Origin of the sequence: Halobaculum marinum (assembly GCF_029338555.1) — an archaeon.
In the GTDB taxonomy this organism is placed as follows: Archaea; Halobacteriota; Halobacteria; order Halobacteriales; family Haloferacaceae; genus Halobaculum; species Halobaculum marinum.
This window is the reverse complement of sequence record NZ_CP119989.1, coordinates 1,199,641-1,216,517: the sequence shown is the minus strand read 5'-3', so window position 1 is coordinate 1,216,517 and position 16,877 is coordinate 1,199,641. Positions and strand designations below refer to the sequence as shown.

Here is a 16,877-nt window from a genome sequence, read left to right as displayed (position 1 = left end):
GGGCGAACGGATAACCCACTGAAGAGTTCAACAGAGCCGCGTCGCCTCACTCGTAGACACCTACGCGCGAACGGTGAGAGCAATCAGTGAGTGTACGCTGCCACATCCAACGAGTCGATGATTACGGCGTTTGCACCCCCGTTTACATATGCGCGAACCCCAGCGGGAAGCACGCACATTCGGAATCGTTCGATAGACGAACGAACTCACACTCAGCAGCCACAGTATACGGATAATCAGCCTACCCACGTCTATCGGATTCGAACCGTTCGAGAAGCGATGGGCGCTGCAGGATTTGAACCCGCGGCAACTTGGTCCGAAGCCAAGCACTCTGTCCAGACTGAGCTAAGCGCCCTCGCCACACCGTACCCGACTCCCGGGCATAAGTCCCGCGTTTCGATCCGCCGATCGCGACGCGAAGATATATATACCATTCTTGATTTTCCGATATTGGCGACGACGGCCATAGACGGTCGGGGTGGTGGCGGGCAGTCGGTCGGGCGTTGGTTCCATGTTGGGTTGGGTCCCGGTGTCGGGCTGGCCGCGTGGTCGCAGATCCACCGGCGGACAAGTGGCACCGGGGCGCTCGGGCGTCACCCCGCCCGGGCAATCTCTCACAGACCGCGAGCGCCGCCGCCGTCCCGCGCCCTTTATCTTCGGTCGGCCGGTGGCCGGGAACGATGGCAGCGACACGGACGCTCGGCGGCTACCTCGACCTCGCCCGGGCCGGCAACGCGGTGGCGGCGGGCGTGTTGACGTTCGTCGGAGCGTTCGTCGCGGGTGGGCTCACCTCGGCGGGAGCGGTCGCGCTGGCGGTCGTCGCGACCGTGGCGGCGACCGCCGCCGGCAACGCGGTCAACGACTATTTCGACCGCGACATCGACGCCGTGAACCGGCCCGACCGGCCGATCCCGAGCGGTCGCGTGTCGGCGCGCGCGGCGGCGGCGTACGCGGCGGCGCTGTTCCTCGTGGCCGTCGTCGCGGCGGTGTCGCTCCCGCCGCTGGCGCTGGGAATCGCCGTCGCGAATCTCCTGGCCCTGCTGGCGTACACGCAGTTGTTCAAGGGGCTCCCGGCGGTCGGCAACGTCGTCGTGGCGTACCTCACGGGGTCGACGTTCTTGTTCGGCGCGGCGGCGGTCGGTCCGATTGCACCGCCGACGTGGACGCTGTTCGGGCTCGCGGCGACGGCGACGTTCGCGCGCGAGGTGGTGAAAGACGTCGAGGACGTCGCCGGCGACCGCGAGGAGGGGCTGCGGACGCTCCCGATCGTCGTGGGTGAGCGGGCGGCACTGACGCTGGCGACGGTCGTGATGGCGGCGGCGACGGTGGGGAGCGTGCTGCCGGTGGTCGGCGGGACCTTCGGGCTCGCGTACCTCGCGCTCGTCGTGCCGGCGGACGCGACGATGCTCGGTGCGACGGCGTGGGGCTTTCGCGACCCCTCGACGGCACAGACGTGGATCAAACGCGGGACGTTCCTCGCGGCGGCGGCGTTCGTCGCCGGACGCGCCGCGACGGTGATCGCATGACCGGGATCGCGCCCCGTCTGGTGTCCGAGTCTCGTCGTCGCGTCGTCATTCCAATCATAAAGAATAATACCGGCTCACAGCAAGAGACGTGTAGTTGGATGACTCCCGGCGCGACGGAGCGAACGACGAGCCCGCGAGAGCGCGCCGTCCGCGTCGAGACCCCCGCGGAGGAACTGTGATGTACGAGGTCGAGTCGCTCGGAACCGAGATCGACCCCGGCTCGAACGTGCTGGTCACCGGCCCGCCGCTGAGCGGCAAGCGCGAACTCGCGTTGGACGTGCTCGCAGAGGGCACCCGCAACGGCGAGGGGTCGATCATGGTGACGACGAAGGACTCCGCCGACCGCCTCCTCTCGCAGTTCGAGAAGCGCGAACCGTACGAGGGGCGCCCGGTCGCGGTCGTCGACACGGTCACGCGCCAGCAGGGCGTCGGCGACGTGCGCGACAGCGACCGCATCAAGTACACTTCTTCCCCGGTCGACATGACCGGCATCGGGATCAAGCTCTCGGAGTTCCTGGAAGCGTTCTACAAGGACCGCGGTATCCGGAAGAACCGCGTGATGGTCCACTCGCTGTCCACCCTCCTCATGTACTCGGATCTGCAGACCGTGTTCCGGTTCCTCCACGTGTTCACCGGGCGGATCCAGAGCGTCGACGGCCTCGGCCTGTACTGCATCGACTCGACGGCCCACGACGACCAGACGATGAACACGCTGAAACAGCTGTTCGACGGCATCGTCGAGACCAGCGAGGAGGCGGAGCCGACGGTGCGACTGGCGAACGCGTAGGAAGACACCCGGCGCACCCGGTGCGGTCGGCGACGACGCACGAACCCTTTTCACCCGACACGACTGAGTCTCGATCATGCCAGTCACCGACGACGACGGGCTGCGCGAACTGCTCTCGATGGACCCGGTCGCGGTCGTCGGCTGTTCGAGCACACCCGGCAAGGCCGCCCACGACATCCCGGCGTACCTCCAGAAGCACGGCTACGAGGTGATCCCGGTGAACCCGTACGCAGACGAGATCCTCGGGCGCGAGGCGTACGACTCCCTCGCGGACGTCGAGGAGGAGATCGGACTCGTCGACGTGTTCCGCCCGAGCGAGGAGGTCGCCGACATCGTCGACGGGGTGCTCGCGCGCCACGAGGAGCGCGGCGACGTCGAGGGCGTGTGGCTCCAACTCGGGATCACCGACGACGAGGCGCTGGCCCGCGCCGAGGCCGCCGGCCTGCAGACGACGCAGGACCGGTGCATGAAAGTTGAACACGGCCGCCTGCAGGAGTAGGCGCTCAGAACGACTGCTGTTCGGTGTCGACGGCGGTCTGGTCGCCGCGGTCGTCGTAGAACTTCCGCCCGACGAAGGCGTCGCCGACGAACCCGAGGAGCGTGTCGTACAACTCGTCGGCCGAGTCGAACGCCGTCGCGTCCGCTCGCTCCAACACCGCCGCGACAGTGGTGTCGTCGCCGTTCGGCGCCTCCAGTCGCTCGTCGCCCACCGCTTCCAGCACCGCGTCGCGGTCGGCGGGGAACGCGATCCGTCGGTCGAACGCCGCCCGTGCTTCGGTGAGCCGCATACCTGTGCCCACACGAGCGACCGGCAAGTGTCTGCGTGCGAGATACGTCTCGGCTGGCGACAGGTTCTCCCGGGCGGGCGAGCGCGACTCCGGTGACGGCGGCGGCGCCGTGACACGTCGTTTATCCGCCCGCCGGTCGAAGCCGGACCATGACCGCACCCGCCCCGAACCGGAACGTGCTGTGGGGCCGCGCCGTCGCCGACGAACTCGCCGAGGCCGGCGTCGACGCCGTCTGCGTCACGCCCGGGTCGCGCTCGACGCCGCTGACCGTCGCGTTCGACCGCCACCCCGACATCCACGTGTTCTCCCACCTCGACGAGCGCGCCTCGGCGTTCTTCGCGCTCGGGCGTGCGCGCCGGACCGGAACCGTCACGCCGCTGGTGTGCACCTCCGGCACCGCCGCCGCGAACTTCCACCCGGCGGTGATGGAGGCGGCCCAGTCGCGCGTGCCGATGCTCATGTTGACGGCGGATCGCCCGCCCGAGTTGCGTGACTCGGGCGCCAACCAGACCGTCGACCAGGAGAAGCTGTACGGCGACGCCGTGCGCTGGTACAAGGACCTCCCCGAACCGGAGGCGGACGACCGGAAACTCCGATCGCTGCGCACTGACCTCGCGCGCGCGGTGTCGACAGCCGAGGGGACGCCCGCCGGGCCGGTCCACCTGAACGTCCCGTTCCGCAAGCCGCTGGAGCCGGTCGTCGTCGAAGGCGACGTGCCCGAGGACCTCCCCGCGCTCGCGGCGGAGGGTCGAGACGGTGCGTTCGTCTCGACGACGGCGGGCCACCCGATGCCCGACGACCGCGACCTCCAACGGCTCGCCGAAGCGCTCGACGCCGAGCGCGGCCTGATCGTCGCCGGTCCCGCCGACCCGCCGGGGCCGGACCCGCAGGCGGTGACGGCGCTGGCGCACGCGACCGGGTTCCCCCTGCTGGCGGACCCACTCTCTGGCCTGCGCTTCGGCTCGGCGACGCGCGTCGCGCCGGTGCTCGGCGGCTACGACGGTGTCCTCGCGAACGGGGCGCCCGACGACTGGCCCGACCCGGAGGTGGTGCTCCGCTTCGGCGCCTCGCCAACCTCCAAGCCGCTCCGTAAGTACCTCGCCGGCACCGACGCCCGCCAGTTCGTCGTCGACCCCGCGGGCGGGTGGCGCGAGGCGGAGTTCACGGCGACGGATCTCGTCGTCGCCGACCCGTCGCGCCTCTGTGGCGCGCTGTCGCGACACGTCGGCGGCCCGGGCGGGACGGACTCGGCGGCGTGGCGCGAGCGATGGGAGGCCGCGGAGGCCGCCCACTGGGACGCCGTCGCCGACGAGGAACGCTTCTTCGAGGGGCGCGTCCTCGCCGACGTGGCCGAGTTGGCGCCGGAGCCGTCGACGGTGTTCGTCTCGAACTCGATGCCCGTGCGCGACGCCGACCGGTTCGCCGCACCCGCCGCGAAGGGGCTCACGATGCTCGGCAACCGCGGCGCCTCCGGCATCGACGGCATCGTCTCGACGGCACTGGGCGCGGGGTCGGCGACGACGGACGACCTCACGCTCGTCACCGGCGACCTCGCGTACTACCACGACATGAACGGCCTGCTCGCGCTCGGCCGGTGCGACGTGGACGCGACGGTCGTCACGATCAACAACGACGGCGGCGGCATCTTCCACATGCTCCCCATCGAGCAGTTCGACCCGCCGTTCACGGGCCAGTTCAAGACGCCCCACGGCCTCGACTTCGCGGCGACCGAGGACCTGTACGACCTGTCGTTCGCTCGCGTCGACGGCGACGACCGCGAGGGGTTCCGCGACCTGTACCGCGAGAGCGTGGCGAGCGAGGGGAGTCACGTGATCGAGGTGACGAGCGACGCCGAGGCGAGCCACCGCGTGCGCGAGTCAATCGCCGCCGAGGTCGCCGACCGCGTGGCCGACCTGTAGCGCGCTGGCGCACCAGCGACACAGCGACCGCCCACGCCGGTGCCTGCGCGTCGAGCGACCGAGGTTTATACGGCTCCGTCACGACTGCTCGGCCATGAGCGACGGCGACGGAGAGGCGGCGGCCCGGCACGCGAGTCGCCGCGGCAACGACTCCGTCGGGCGGTTCCTCGAAGACCTGTTCGACACGTTCATCGAACACGGACTGCTCGCGTTCCCCGCGCTGCTCGTGTCGATCCGACACGTTCCCCGAGACGCCTCGGTCCCACTCGTCCTCGGGTACTTCGCGTTCCTCGTCGGCCTCGCGCTCGTCCGCCACGACCGCCTCCACCGCCGGGACGCCCGGTTCGCGCCGTGGCCACAGGGACTCGCGAACGGCCTGTGGGTCAGGGCGCTCTACTACAACGGCGTCGTGCTCGCCGTCTCCGCGCTGGCGGTCGCTGGCTGGTACGTCGGCGGCGTCGCGGCGACCGCGCTGACGACGGTGACCATCGCGTTCGCGTTCGTCGCCGGCGTCGCCTTCCCAGACGCGTTCGCGGCGGCCCCGATCAGCGGCCCGGACCCTGACCAGCGCTACCGCGACGTGTACGCGCTCCGGACCGACCGACGACGGCGCGAGCGGTGAGTCGGCCGACGGCGTCGCGAGCGTGGTCGTCCGGGTAGCTATTTGAGTCCGCCCACCGGTGTGTCGGTATGAGCGACACGGACACCGTCTCCGACATCTTCGACCCCGACGAGTGGGAGCCAGTCGACGGCAGCGACGCGTTCGACGACATCACCTACCACCGAGCGGTCGACTCGCCGACCGTCCGAATCGCGTTCGACCGGCCGGAGAAACGCAACGCGTTCCGCCCCGGCACCGTCGACGAACTGTACGCCGCGCTCGACCACGCCCGCAAGCGGGCCGATATCGGCTGTGTCCTCCTCACCGGGAACGGCCCCTCCGAGAAGGACGGCGGCTGGGCGTTCTGCTCGGGCGGCGACCAGTCCGTCCGCGGCGAGTCGGGGTACGAGTACCGCGACGACGACGAGGCCGACGAGTCCGACGACGAGTTGGTCAGGGAGGCGAAGGCGGGCCGCCTCCACATCCTCGAAGTCCAGCGGCTCATCCGCTTCATGCCCAAGCCCGTCGTCGCCGTGGTTCCGGGCTGGGCGGTCGGCGGCGGCCACTCGCTGCACGTGGTCTGCGACCTCACGCTCGCGAGCGACGAGCACGCGAAGTTCCTCCAGACGGACCCCGACGTGGCGAGTTTCGACGGCGGCTTCGGCTCCGCGTACCTCGCGAAGCAGGTCGGCCAGAAGAAGGCCCGCGAGGTGTTCTTCCGCGGGAAGACGTACTCCGCCGAAGAGGCCGTCGACATGGGGATGGCGAACGAGGCGATTCCCCACGAGGAGTTGGAGGACGTGGCGTTGGAGTGGGCCGACGAGATGACGAGTAAGTCGCCGACGGCGATGCGGATGCTGAAGTACGCGTTCAACATGACCGACGACGGCATGGTCGGCCAGCAGGTGTTCGCGGGCGAGGCGACGCGGCTGGCGTACATGACGCCGGAGGCGCAGGAGGGCCGCGACGCGTTCTTGGAGGGGCGCGAGCAGGACTTCAGTCAGTTCCCCTGGCACTATTAGGCCGCCGACGCCAGAGGACCGCGAAGCCCACCCTTCATAGCCCGCCCGCCCGAGTCTCCGACAATGAGTACGGAGACGAGTCAGGCAGACATCTCCAGACGGCAGGCGTGGGTGATAGCCGCGCGGCCGCAGACGATGCCGGCGGCGCTCGCCCCAGTCCTCGTCGGCACGGGCCTCGCGGTCCGCGACGGCGTGTTCGCGCCGCTGCCTGCGCTGGTCGCGCTCGTCGGCGCGGCGCTGATCCAGATCGGGACGAACTTCGCGAACGACTACTACGACGCCGAGAAGGGCGCCGACACAGCGGATCGAGAGGGGTTCACCCGCGTCACCGCGGGCGGACTCATCGAACCGGCGGAGGTGAAGCGCGCGATGTGGCTCACCTTCCTCGCGGCCATCGTCGTCGGGGCGTACCTCGTCGCCGTCGCGGGCCTCCCCATCATGATCGTCGGCCTCGTCTCGGTGGCGATGGGCGTCGCCTACACCGGCGGCCCGTACCCGCTCGCGTACCACGGCCTCGGCGACGTGTTCGTGTTCGTGTTCTTCGGCCTCGTCGCCGTCACGGGCACCTACTACGTGCAGGCCGCGGCGGAGGCTGGGGTGGCGTTTCTCACGCTCGTGCCAGGCCCCGAACTCGTCCCGCTCGCGGCGCTCGTCGCCGCCCTGCCGATCGCGGCCATCTCGACGGACATCCTCGTCGTGAACAACCTCCGTGACAGGGAGGAGGACGCCGAGACGGGCAAGAACACGCTCACGGTGCGGTTCGGCTACGGCTTCTCACGGGCGCAGTTCGTCCTCCTGCTCGGCATGGCGTACACGATTCCGGTCGTGTTCTGGCTGTCGACGGGCGACCTCACGACGCTGCTCCCGCTGGTGACGCTCCCGCTGGCCGTGCCGCTGACGCGGACGGTGCTGACCGAGACCGCGGGCGAGGCACTCAATCCGGCGCTAGAGCGCACCGGGAAGCTGCTCGCGGCGTTCGCCGCGCTGTTCGCGCTCGGACTGGCGATCTGATGGCGCCCGCGGACGACGTTCCGACGCCCGACGACGTGCGCGTGACCGTCACCGAGCGGTCGCTGCCGCTTCGCTCGCCGCTCGGCACCGCGACCGGTGAGATCGACGAGCGACCGGTGTTCCTCGTCGGCCTCACCGGCGCGTTCGCCGACGGGTCGCCGTGCCGCGGGATCGGCGAGGCGGCCCCGCTACCGCCGTGGACCGAGTCTGTCGAGGACTGTCGGCACGCGCTCGCCGACGCCCGCGAGACGGTCGCGACGGGGGGTGCGGTCGCGCTCGACGACCTGCCGCCCGCCGCGAGGCACGCGCTGTCGCTCGCGAGCGCCGACGCGCGGGCGCGGCGCGACGGGGTCACGCTGTCGCAGGCGCTCGCGGCGGCGACCGCCGATGGCGGTGACCCAGCCGAGTCGGTCCGAGTCAACGCCACCGTCGGCGACGGCTCGGTCGCCGCCACCGTCGCCGCCGCAGAGTCGGCCGTGAGCGAGGGCTTCGACTGCCTGAAGTGCAAGGTCGGCGCGCGACCCGTGGACGAGGATACCGAGCGTCTGCGGGCGGTCCGAGACGCCGTGGGCGACGACGTGGCACTCCGGGCCGACGCGAACGGTGCGTGGGGCCGCGAGGAGGCAGAGCGTGCGGTCGACGCACTCGCCGATGTCGGGCTGGAGTACCTCGAACAGCCCGTCCCCGCCGCCGACCACGAGGCGCTGCGCGCGCTCCGCGGTCGCGGCGTCGCCATCGCGGTCGACGAGACGGTGAACACCCCCGCCAGCACCGCCGAGTGGCCCGACCCGATCGAGGAGTACGCGGACGTGGCGGTGTTGAAACCGATGGCGCTCGGTGGCCCTGGCGAAACCGTCGCAGTCGCTCGCGACCTCCGCGACCGCGGCGTCGACACGGTGGTGACGACGACCATCGACGGGGCGGTCGCACGGACCGCCGCGGTCCACGTCGCCGCGGCGGTGCCCGGCGGCGACGACCGTGCCCACGGCCTCGCGACGGGTGCCCTACTGGAGCGGGACGTGGTCGACGACGACCCTGCCCCGGTCGACGCCGGTCGGATCACCGTTCCGGCGGGTCCCGGCGTCGCGGGCGACGCGTTCGACGGCGTGCAGAACCGATAGGGGGCGGCAGAAGACGAGCTACCCGGACACGCGAGGTGGGCTACTCGTCGACGACCTCGACGACGCCGACCATGCCGAGGTTGCGGTGCGGGTCGCAGTAGTACTTGACCACGCCCGCGTCGGTGAACTCGCGGGAGTACGTCTGCCCCTCGGAGGCGTAGTACTGGCTTCCAAAGCTGCCGTCCTCGGCGGCGACGTTGTGTCGGCTGCCCATCCCGGTCCACTCCCAGACGATGGTCGTGCCGGGAGACACGCGCACCGCGGCTGGGTCGAACCCGAAGCCGTCGCCGGCACCGACGGCGACGGTCACCTCGTCGGCGCCGGTCCGGTCGACGACCTCGCCGTCGAAGCCGGCGGCGTCCGCGAGGTAGCCGTCGTACGGACCGGACTCGGTCTGCGCGCCGCCGCCGGAACACCCGGCCAGCGCCGCGGCGCCGCCGGCGCCGACGGTCGCGAGCAGTCGTCTGCGGGTGAGCCCCGTCGCGTCTGCGGTCGCGTCGGATCGGAGGGGGTCGCTCATCGACGACGGTAGGGGCCGGCGGGCTTTGACGCCACCGACTTCGGTCGCCCCCGTGGTCGCGTGACTGCGCCGACCTACGTGAACGTCCGGGAAAGACTTTAGCCGCGACCGTCCTTCCGGGATATTGGCATGACAAACCTCGTCACGCACGTCGGTTCGACCGTCGAGGAACACCCCGACGAGACCGCCGTCTCGTTCAAGGGCACCGACATCACGTACCGGGAGCTGTGGGGGCAGACCGGCGCGTTCGCGTCCGGACTGGCCGACGCCGGCGTCGAGGCCGGCGGGCGGGTCGGCATCTATCTGCCGAACCTCCCGCAGTTCGTGGTCGGGTTCCACGGCACGCTACGCGCGGGCGGGGTCGTCGTCCCGATGAACCCGCAGTACAAGGCCCGAGAGATCAAGCACATGCTCTCCGACTCCGGCGCCGAGGTGGTGGTCACGCTCCCCGACCTCGCGGGCCACGTCGCGGAGGTACGCGACGACACGGACGTCCACACCGTCGTCACGGTCGGCGAGGCCGTCGAGGGAACCGTCTCCTTCGAGGAGTTCGTCGGCGCCCCCGAGTTCGACACAGTCGACCGCGCGGACGACGACATCGCGTGTCAGCCGTACACCTCCGGGACGACGGGGACGCCGAAGGGTGTCCTCCTCACCCACGACAACCTCGCGTCGAACGCGGAGATGTCCGCGTCGCTCGTACCCGGCGGCATCTCGACCGACGACAGACAGCTGGGCGTGCTCCCGCTGTTCCACATCTACGGCATGACCGTCGTGATGAACGCGACGCTGTTCGACGGCGGCGCGTACTACCCGCTCCCCGCGTGGGACGCCCAGCAGGCGTTCGACCTCATCGAGTCGGCCGAACTGACGATGATGCACGGGGTGCCCGCGATGTACAACGACATGATCAACCAGCCCGACGCCGCCGACCGCGACCTCTCCAGCCTCCGGCTGTGTGGCGTCGGCGGGTCGGGCATCCCCGTCGAAGTGTTGCGCCGCTTCGAAGAGCTGTTCGACGCGAAGATCTACGAGGGGTACGGTCTCACCGAGACCAGCCCGGTCACCCACTTCAACACACCCGGGAAGGGCCGTCGGGTCGGCTCCATCGGCAAGACGCTGCCGGGCGTCTCGGCGATGATCGTCGACCACGACTTCGAGCAGGTGCCGCCGGTCGACGAGGGGCCCGTCGACGAGGAGGACGTCGACCTCGACGACATCACGGGTGAGGTCGTCGTCAGCGGGCCGAACGTGATGCAGGGGTACCACAACCGCCCGGACGCCAACGAGGAGGTGTTCACCGAGTGGGACGGCAAGCGCTGGTTCCACACCGGCGACATCGGCTACCACGACGCGGACGGCTACTTCTACATCGTCGACCGCGAGAAGCACATGATCAACACCGCCGGGTACAACGTCTACCCGCGCGAGGTCGAGGAGTTGTTGTTCGAGCACGAGGCGGTCGCCGACGCCGCGGTCGTCGGCATCCCGGACGACCGGCGCGGCGAGACGGTGAAGGCGTTCATCGTCCCCAAGCCAGGCACGGACGTGACGCCCGACGCGATCAAACAGTACTGCCTCGACAACCTCGCGGAGTACAAACACCCGCGCCAGGTAGAGTTCGTGGAGGAACTGCCGCGGACGACGACCGGGAAGGTCCAGAAGTTCGAACTGCGCGGCGAGTAGGCGGACCGACGAGGGCCGACCGCCCGACCGCCGCGTCGACGCCCGCGACGTGACGGGGAAACGGCCATAACCCGGGGCGCCGACGCCCCGGTATGGCAGACGTCACCGAGTTCTCCGACGGCATCGTGCGCCTCGAACGCGACGACGACGGCGTCGCGACGATCCGACTGAACAACCCCGACAAGCGCAACGCCTTGTCGGTCGCGATGACCGACGGCATCGAGGCCGCCCTCGACGACATCGAAGGTGGCGACACCCGCTGTGTCGTCGTCGAGGGGGCAGGGCCGGCGTTCTGTGCGGGCGGGGACATCTCGTCGATGCTGGAGCGACAGGACTCCGACGCGCCCGTCGACCACGCGGTCCGGCACGTCATCCAGGACATCGGCCGCTGTGTGAAGCGACTGTACGAGTGCGAGTTCCCCACCGTCGCGCGGGTCGACGGCGCGGCGTTCGGCGCGGGCGCGAACCTCGCCATCGCCTGCGACGTGACCGCGCTCCACGAGGACGCCCAGATCGGGTTCGGCTTCCGCGAGGTCGGCCTCGCCGTCGACTCGGGCACCTCCTACCTCCTCCCGAAACTCGTCGGCGAGAACGTCGCGAAGGAACTCGTGTACACCGAGGAGCTCCTCAGCGCCGAACGCGCCGAGGAGTTGGGCGTCGTCAACCACGCCGTCCCGGACGACCAGTTCGACGCGAAGTTCTCGATGCTGGTCGACCGCATCGCGTCGGGGCCGACCGTCGCCCTGCGCACCTCCAAGCGGCTCATCCGTTCGGAGTTCGCGACGCTCGGCGAGGCGATCGAACACGAGGCCGGCGCGCAGGCGGCCGTGTTGGAGTCCGAGGACCACACCGAGGGCGTCGACGCGTTCACCGACAAGCGCCAACCGGAGTTCGAAGGCCGGTAGGGAGTCAGTAGTCGGGGAGCGGCGCGACCGGCTCCTCACCGCGCGCCTCGCGCTCGCGGTGCTCCACTTCGGCGGTCAACGCGCGCATGAACGGGTCCACCGTGTTCGCCATGAACATCACCGGCAAGTCCTCCGCGAGGAGCGCGTCGAGCACCTCGTCGGCGGATGTGTCGTCAGTGTCGTGTTCGACGGCGGGCACGTCGACGTTGCGGGCGAACACGCCGGTGTAGGCGCCGCCGACGTGGACGCGGTCGATCAGGTCCCGCTCGGCGAGCACGTTCACGTACTCGACGAACGACGCCGTCCGGCCACGGCGGTCGCGGCGGAGGAACACGAACGGGAGCACCCGCTCGGGCTCGTCGGCCGGTGGCTCGCCGACGACCGGGACCGACTCGTCGTCGTCGCCCTCGACGAGTGCGCGGCGGAACAGCTCCGTCGACTCGATCTCGTTCACCTTCGCGGCGTTGAACACCCGCCCGACGGGGAGGTGTGCCCACTCTGGCTGGATGGCGTCGAGCATCTCGTCGGCGCGCTCGGCGGGCAGCGGCTCCTCGCCGATGTGCCGGAGCGTGTGGTCGATGGCGTGGATCGTCTCCGCCCCGATGAGGCCCCGGTGGCGCTCGGGGATCACGACCTGCTCGATGGTCGCACCGCGCTTCTCGATCTCTGCACGGAGGTAGTCGTGGATCACCTCGTGCTGTTCGCCGCTGATCACGTGACAGCCCTCGGGCACCGCCCGGGCGAACGACCGGGCGATCGTCTGCCGGTCCGCACCGAGCGTGTCGTTGTGGTCCTGGCGGACGTTACAGAACACGAGCACGTCGGGCTTCAGGAAGCGCTCGTTCACCATCCGCATCGTGTACTCGGTGATCGCCTGATTCTCCATGACGACCGCGTCGTCGGGGTCGGTCACGGCGAGTTGCGGGACGTACTCGCGGATCAGGTCGATGTTCTCGTACAGCGTCACGCGCGGCCCCGAGCGGCGGATCGGGATCTCCCGGCCGTTGTGGTAGGAAGTCGGGTGGTCACCGGTGACCTTCGTGTACGTGTCGTAGCCGCGCTCGCCGAGGATCTGACCGAGCTGTTTCGACGTCGACGACTTCCCGCGGATGCCCGAGACGCCGATGCGGATGTCGGCCGACGCGAGCAGTTCTTCGTGACGCGGCCCTCGCGACAGGTAGTCGCGCACGCGGTCGAACAGCGACGGCGTCGGGAGCGGCTCGCCGCCGTACTGGAGCGGTCGGTCGTTCACGCGCCGTCACCTCCGGACAGCACCGACGCCGAGTGAACCGCCTCGTCACTCGGTTTCTCGATGCAGTAGTGGGCGGCCACGGCGAGGCACGCGATGACGACGACGGCGGCGACGACGACGTGCGTCCGCCCGAACTCCTGGAGGACTCCCCGGGCGAACGGTTCGGTGACGCTGCGCGCGAGCACGAGCAGCGCGACGAACGTGGCGACCGCGAGCGCCGCCTGTTCGCGCCGCTCGGCCGGCGGCGTGGTGTGGACGCTGTAAGCGTCGACGCCGGCGATTACGCCCACGAAGATCGCAGAGAGGCCCCGGAGCACCGGGATCCGCTCCCCGAAGATCAGGCCCGTCGCGTCCGGGATCGCGAGTGTGAATCCGAGCGCGACGAGGACGCCGATCGCACAGGCGGTGCTGATCAGGACGCGACCGTAGATGAGTGTCCGCCGGTGGACGAGCCACACGACGGCGTAGCAGACGACGAACGCGAGCACGAACAGCACGAGCAGCCACTGCGTCGTCAGCGCGAACAGCGCCAACAGCGCCAGCGAGATGACGCCCAGGCGGACGCCGAAGCGTCTGCGGACGACCTCGCTGGCGACCGCGCCGACCGTCAACAGCGCGATCACGGTCGTCCGCGCGTCGACGTTCGGCGCCAGGTAGCCCTCGACGACGGCGCCACGAGCGACGGCCACGTCCGCGGTCGCGGCGAACAGGACCAACGGCGCCGCCTCACCCAGCAGCGGCGCCGTTCGCGGGGAGATCAGCAGCCCTCCGAGGCCCAGCAGGACGACGAGCAGCCCGGTCGCGTACAAGATGTCCTGCCGGCGGTAGGCCGGCTTCGTCTGGTGGATGTTGTACGCCGCGAGCCCCGGGAGCAGCGACCCGAGGAACACCACCGGGCGTGCCGAGATAGCCTGTTCGGGGGCGATGGCCACCAGGATCGCGTAGGCGACGAACGGCGCGAGCGACCCCCCGACCAGGGCGGCGACGAACTCGTCGCGACCGTACAGCAGCGTCCTGTCGCGCACGGCTCCCAAGAACAGGTAGCCGAAGGCGGTACTGAGGACGAACACCGGGAGCGCGATGAAGTACTTCAGCGTGTAGATGGCAAGCGTCGGGACGACGATCGTCCCACCGATTCTGAGCCCTCGCGTCTGGGTGATGTACGCGGTCGCGAGAAAGCCGAGCGCGGCCACGAGGGTTGCGACAATCACTAACTACGGGTCGGATGCATACCGAATAAGTGTTGACACACGACAGGAGGGTCGGCTGCGATCAACGACCAGAGTCTGCCGAGCACGTCGCACGCGCTGCGTCGCCGGCGGCCTAAGACCAAGCGAAACGTAGAAAGGGGAACCCGAGAACCGTGTGTGCATGACCGAGTACACGGTGGAGTTCGTCGGCACCGGCGAGGAGATCACGGTGTCCGACAAGCAGACCATCCTGAACGCCTGCATCGAGGAGGGGATCGCGCAGGAGTACTCCTGTCGCGTCGGGATGTGTCTGGCCTGTACCGCAGAGATCGTCGAAGGCGAGGTGGCGCAAGACGCCGCCGTCGCGCGGGCGCTCACAGAGGAGGAGGCCGAGACGTACGCGCTGACGTGCATGGCGCGCGCGCAGTCTGACCTGAAACTCGACCGCGGGAAGTACCCGCCGAGCATCGAGAACGACGCCGCGGCGGGCGCCGGTGCGGCCGCAGACGACGACTGACGACGGACGACAGCGAGCAGACGCGCGTCAGACGGCTGGACGGCGCGCCGGAACAGTTTCATCGATGGGTGCGAACCGTCCGACGTGCTTCGAACCCGGGCGGCCCGTCGAACGCCCGCCCTCCTAGCGGCGTCGATTTTCCTCCTCGCGGTGGTCCACGTCGTCCTCGACGACGACGCCGTCGTCGTGGAGGCCGCCGAGGCGTCGATCCTGCTCGTGTTCGCGCTGGCGCTCGCGTTCGTCACGTGGCGCGTCGATCACGAGTCGTTCGAACCCGAGCGCGTCGCCAGAGTGGCCGCCACGGGACTGGCGACGGGTGTCGTCGTGGGGTCGCTGTCTGCGCTGTACCTCGGCGCTCGGCGGGTGACGAACGAACCGATCACCGAGGCGTGGTTCATCGTCTCGATCGGGTGGAGCCTCGGCGCCAGCGCCGGCGGCCTCGTCGGCTACTACGTCGAGCGCGTCCGCGACGAGCGGGCCGCACAGATGCGCGTCGCCGGTCGCCTCACCGTCCTCCAGCGGGTACTCCGACACAACATCCGCAACGAGGTGACGATCATGCGGGGCATCGCACAGAGCGCTCGCGCGTCGACGGACGACCCCGCCATCGCCGACGACCTCGACCGCCTGTGTGGGCACGTCGACCGCGTGTACGGCCTCTCGGAGAAGGCCCAGACGCTCGCGAACCTGTGGGGCGGCCCCGCGACCGTCGAGACGGACCTCGCGACGGTGACGCGCGCGGAGGTCGACCGCTTCCGCGAGGCGCACCCCGACACGAACCTCGCCGTCTCGCTGCCCGAGCGTGCCGACGCGGTCGCCCACCCCGACACCGAGGCGGCGATCCGCGAGGCCCTCGAGAACGCCGTCGTCCACAACGACCCCGCGGAGCTGTCGGTCGACGTGCGCGTGGCCTGCGAGGACGACGAGGTGCTCGTCGAGGTGGTCGACGACGGGTCGAGCGTCCCCGAGGAGGAGCTGGCCGCGATCCGAGCGACACGGGAACTGCCGCTCCAGCACGTCACGGGCCTGGGGCTGTGGGTCATCTACTGGGTCGTCGAACTGTCCGACGGTCGCCTCGACATGGCGAACTGCGACCCCAGCGGCGTCCGTGTCGAGATGCGCTTCCCGGCGGTCGAGGCAGGCGACGCGTAGTCGACACGCCGAGGGCCTGCTCACTCGACCGGCGCTCGACGACCGCTCCGCGCTCGTCGTCGCCGTCGCCGTACTCAGCGATTCCGTTCCATCCACGCCACCGCGAAGTCGACGAGCGGTCGCATCCGGCAGACGGTCGTCTCGGCGTCGCCGACGGTTCCCCGCCACACGCGCTCGGGGTGTTCAGCCTCGAACGCGGCCTCGATGTCGCGGAAGTCGTCGCGCGACTCGGGTTCCTCGAACTCGACCCACCGGCGCTCGCCGTCGACGAGCACCGGTCCGCCGTTGGCCTCGGGCGTGCCGCCGTAGTCGGCGCGGTACTCCGCCAGGTGCAGCGACGTGTTCGCGTCGACGCCGATCCGGACGATCAGCGCGTCGCGGTCGTACAGCCGTGCGAGCGGCGACGCCTCTCCCATCGGCGAGTCGTACGCGTGGTCGGCGGTGACGGCCTCGGCGTCGGCGCCCCACGCCGCGAACGAGGTGGTCGGGTGGCGGCTCCTGATCGCACCCGGGTAGTCGCGTAGACACTCCGGGATCGCTCCCATCAGTCGCGTCGGCGTGAGTTCGGGTCGGTACGGCGCTGCCTCCGCCTTGATCGTGTCGACCCAGTCGTCCGGGACCGGCGGATTCTCCCAGTCGGTCGGATCCGACAGCTGTGTCGAGTGGGTCGGCACTGCGAGCGTCCCCGTGGCGGTGACGGCACCCAACAGCGCGTCGACGGCAGTCGGTGCGCCGCCGGCGACCCACCCCATCGCCGACAGCGACGAGTGGACCAGCGCCGTCTCGCCGGGGTCGACGCCGAGGTCGCGCAGGTCCGCGCGGATGGCGTCGGTCGTCAGCGGGGCGTCGGTCCGCCCGACGGCGTCGTGTTCGCTCATGC

At 70.1% G+C, this 16,877-nt stretch carries 17 protein-coding genes and 1 tRNA gene; 12 read left to right on the top strand and 6 right to left on the bottom strand.

Annotated elements, in window-relative coordinates; genetic code table 11:
• Positions 1-280: 280 nt before the first annotated feature.
• Positions 281-355, bottom strand: a tRNA-Arg gene (locus P0R32_RS06285).
• A 325-nt stretch (positions 356-680) separates the two neighbouring features.
• Between P0R32_RS06285 and P0R32_RS06280 the strand changes: the two genes are divergently transcribed.
• From P0R32_RS06280 to P0R32_RS06270, 3 genes are all read left to right on the top strand, one after another.
• Positions 681-1,526: a geranylgeranylglycerol-phosphate geranylgeranyltransferase gene (locus P0R32_RS06280; RefSeq protein WP_276239098.1), complete on the top strand. Its 846-nt coding sequence runs from the start codon at positions 681-683 to the stop codon at positions 1,524-1,526.
• Positions 1,527-1,704: 178 nt separating this feature from the next.
• Positions 1,705-2,313: an RAD55 family ATPase gene (locus tag P0R32_RS06275; protein WP_276239097.1), complete on the top strand. Its 609-nt coding sequence runs from the start codon at positions 1,705-1,707 to the stop codon at positions 2,311-2,313.
• 76 nt (positions 2,314-2,389) lie between these two features.
• Positions 2,390-2,812: a CoA-binding protein gene (locus P0R32_RS06270; RefSeq protein ID WP_276239096.1), complete on the top strand. Its 423-nt coding sequence runs from the start codon at positions 2,390-2,392 to the stop codon at positions 2,810-2,812.
• Positions 2,813-2,816: 4 nt separating this feature from the next.
• On the opposite strand, the gene P0R32_RS06265 is transcribed toward P0R32_RS06270, so the two are convergent.
• A complete protein-coding gene (locus P0R32_RS06265; protein WP_276239095.1) occupies positions 2,817-3,101 on the bottom strand; it encodes a DUF5789 family protein in 285 nt (94 codons plus the stop codon).
• 149 nt (positions 3,102-3,250) lie between these two features.
• On the opposite strand from P0R32_RS06265, the gene menD reads away from it, so the two are divergent.
• The 5 genes from menD to P0R32_RS06240 all read left to right on the top strand — a co-directional run bounded on the left by menD (position 3,251) and on the right by P0R32_RS06240 (position 8,775).
• Positions 3,251-5,020 (top strand): 2-succinyl-5-enolpyruvyl-6-hydroxy-3-cyclohexene-1-carboxylic-acid synthase, encoded by a 1,770-nt coding sequence (gene menD / locus P0R32_RS06260; protein ID WP_276239094.1) that lies wholly within the window; start codon positions 3,251-3,253, stop codon positions 5,018-5,020.
• A 94-nt stretch (positions 5,021-5,114) separates the two neighbouring features.
• Entirely contained in the window at positions 5,115-5,642 is a 528-nt protein-coding gene (locus P0R32_RS06255) for a DUF8215 family protein (RefSeq protein WP_276239093.1), read from the top strand.
• A 68-nt stretch (positions 5,643-5,710) separates the two neighbouring features.
• Entirely contained in the window at positions 5,711-6,643 is a 933-nt protein-coding gene (locus tag P0R32_RS06250; RefSeq protein ID WP_276239092.1) for a 1,4-dihydroxy-2-naphthoyl-CoA synthase, read from the top strand.
• A 63-nt stretch (positions 6,644-6,706) separates the two neighbouring features.
• Entirely contained in the window at positions 6,707-7,654 is a 948-nt protein-coding gene (locus P0R32_RS06245; protein ID WP_276239091.1) for a 1,4-dihydroxy-2-naphthoate polyprenyltransferase, read from the top strand.
• Positions 7,654-8,775: a mandelate racemase/muconate lactonizing enzyme family protein gene (locus tag P0R32_RS06240; RefSeq protein ID WP_276239090.1), complete on the top strand. Its 1,122-nt coding sequence runs from the start codon at positions 7,654-7,656 to the stop codon at positions 8,773-8,775. Before P0R32_RS06245 ends, P0R32_RS06240 begins: the two co-directional genes overlap by 1 nt.
• Before the next feature lie 40 nt (positions 8,776-8,815).
• Here the strand turns inward: P0R32_RS06240 and P0R32_RS06235 are convergent, their stop codons facing one another.
• Positions 8,816-9,295, bottom strand: coding sequence for a halocyanin domain-containing protein (locus P0R32_RS06235; protein ID WP_276239089.1), 480 nt, complete (start codon positions 9,293-9,295; stop codon positions 8,816-8,818).
• A 129-nt stretch (positions 9,296-9,424) separates the two neighbouring features.
• Here P0R32_RS06235 and P0R32_RS06230 point away from each other — a divergent pair, with 129 nt between their 5' ends.
• Both P0R32_RS06230 and P0R32_RS06225 read left to right on the top strand, forming a co-directional pair.
• Positions 9,425-10,981 carry a long-chain-fatty-acid--CoA ligase gene (locus P0R32_RS06230; RefSeq protein ID WP_276239088.1) on the top strand — a complete coding sequence of 519 codons (1,557 nt, stop codon included), beginning with the start codon at positions 9,425-9,427 and terminating at the stop codon, positions 10,979-10,981.
• Between the two features lie 92 nt (positions 10,982-11,073).
• A complete protein-coding gene (locus P0R32_RS06225; protein ID WP_276239087.1) occupies positions 11,074-11,886 on the top strand; it encodes an enoyl-CoA hydratase/isomerase family protein in 813 nt (270 codons plus the stop codon).
• 4 nt (positions 11,887-11,890) lie between these two features.
• Here the strand turns inward: P0R32_RS06225 and P0R32_RS06220 are convergent, their stop codons facing one another.
• Together P0R32_RS06220 and P0R32_RS06215 are read right to left on the bottom strand one after the other, a co-directional pair.
• Positions 11,891-13,138: a Mur ligase gene (locus P0R32_RS06220; RefSeq protein ID WP_276239086.1), complete on the bottom strand. Its 1,248-nt coding sequence runs from the start codon at positions 13,136-13,138 to the stop codon at positions 11,891-11,893.
• Positions 13,135-14,349 (bottom strand): poly-gamma-glutamate biosynthesis protein PgsC/CapC, encoded by a 1,215-nt coding sequence (locus P0R32_RS06215; protein ID WP_276239085.1) that lies wholly within the window; start codon positions 14,347-14,349, stop codon positions 13,135-13,137. Before P0R32_RS06215 ends, P0R32_RS06220 begins: the two co-directional genes overlap by 4 nt.
• 160 nt (positions 14,350-14,509) lie before the next feature.
• On the opposite strand from P0R32_RS06215, the gene P0R32_RS06210 reads away from it, so the two are divergent.
• Both P0R32_RS06210 and P0R32_RS06205 read left to right on the top strand, forming a co-directional pair.
• A complete protein-coding gene (locus P0R32_RS06210) occupies positions 14,510-14,845 on the top strand; it encodes a 2Fe-2S iron-sulfur cluster-binding protein (RefSeq protein WP_276239084.1) in 336 nt (111 codons plus the stop codon).
• A gap of 84 nt (positions 14,846-14,929) precedes the next feature.
• Positions 14,930-15,997, top strand: a complete 1,068-nt coding sequence (locus P0R32_RS06205; protein ID WP_276239083.1) for a sensor histidine kinase — start codon at positions 14,930-14,932, stop codon at positions 15,995-15,997.
• A 74-nt stretch (positions 15,998-16,071) separates the two neighbouring features.
• Here P0R32_RS06205 and P0R32_RS06200 read toward each other — a convergent pair whose 3' ends face one another.
• On the bottom strand, positions 16,072-16,875 hold the full coding sequence (locus P0R32_RS06200; RefSeq protein ID WP_276239082.1) for an AAC(3) family N-acetyltransferase: 804 nt from the start codon (positions 16,873-16,875) through the stop codon (positions 16,072-16,074).
• Between the last annotated feature and the right edge of the window lie 2 nt (positions 16,876-16,877).

Bases quoted from the DNA above. Each gene is read 5' to 3' on its own strand.
- P0R32_RS06280 (WP_276239098.1), top strand. From the start codon at position 681: ATGGCAGCGACACGGACGCTCGGCGGCTACCTCGACCTCGCCCGGGCC.
- P0R32_RS06275 (WP_276239097.1), top strand. From the start codon at position 1,705: ATGTACGAGGTCGAGTCGCTCGGAACCGAGATCGACCCCGGCTCGAAC.
- P0R32_RS06270 (WP_276239096.1), top strand. From the start codon at position 2,390: ATGCCAGTCACCGACGACGACGGGCTGCGCGAACTGCTCTCGATGGAC.
- P0R32_RS06265 (WP_276239095.1), bottom strand. From the start codon at position 3,101: ATGCGGCTCACCGAAGCACGGGCGGCGTTCGACCGACGGATCGCGTTC.
- menD (WP_276239094.1), top strand. From the start codon at position 3,251: ATGACCGCACCCGCCCCGAACCGGAACGTGCTGTGGGGCCGCGCCGTC.
- P0R32_RS06255 (WP_276239093.1), top strand. From the start codon at position 5,115: ATGAGCGACGGCGACGGAGAGGCGGCGGCCCGGCACGCGAGTCGCCGC.
- P0R32_RS06250 (WP_276239092.1), top strand. From the start codon at position 5,711: ATGAGCGACACGGACACCGTCTCCGACATCTTCGACCCCGACGAGTGG.
- P0R32_RS06245 (WP_276239091.1), top strand. From the start codon at position 6,707: ATGAGTACGGAGACGAGTCAGGCAGACATCTCCAGACGGCAGGCGTGG.
- P0R32_RS06240 (WP_276239090.1), top strand. From the start codon at position 7,654: ATGGCGCCCGCGGACGACGTTCCGACGCCCGACGACGTGCGCGTGACC.
- P0R32_RS06235 (WP_276239089.1), bottom strand. From the start codon at position 9,295: ATGAGCGACCCCCTCCGATCCGACGCGACCGCAGACGCGACGGGGCTC.
- P0R32_RS06230 (WP_276239088.1), top strand. From the start codon at position 9,425: ATGACAAACCTCGTCACGCACGTCGGTTCGACCGTCGAGGAACACCCC.
- P0R32_RS06225 (WP_276239087.1), top strand. From the start codon at position 11,074: ATGGCAGACGTCACCGAGTTCTCCGACGGCATCGTGCGCCTCGAACGC.
- P0R32_RS06210 (WP_276239084.1), top strand. From the start codon at position 14,510: ATGACCGAGTACACGGTGGAGTTCGTCGGCACCGGCGAGGAGATCACG.
- P0R32_RS06200 (WP_276239082.1), bottom strand. From the start codon at position 16,875: ATGAGCGAACACGACGCCGTCGGGCGGACCGACGCCCCGCTGACGACC.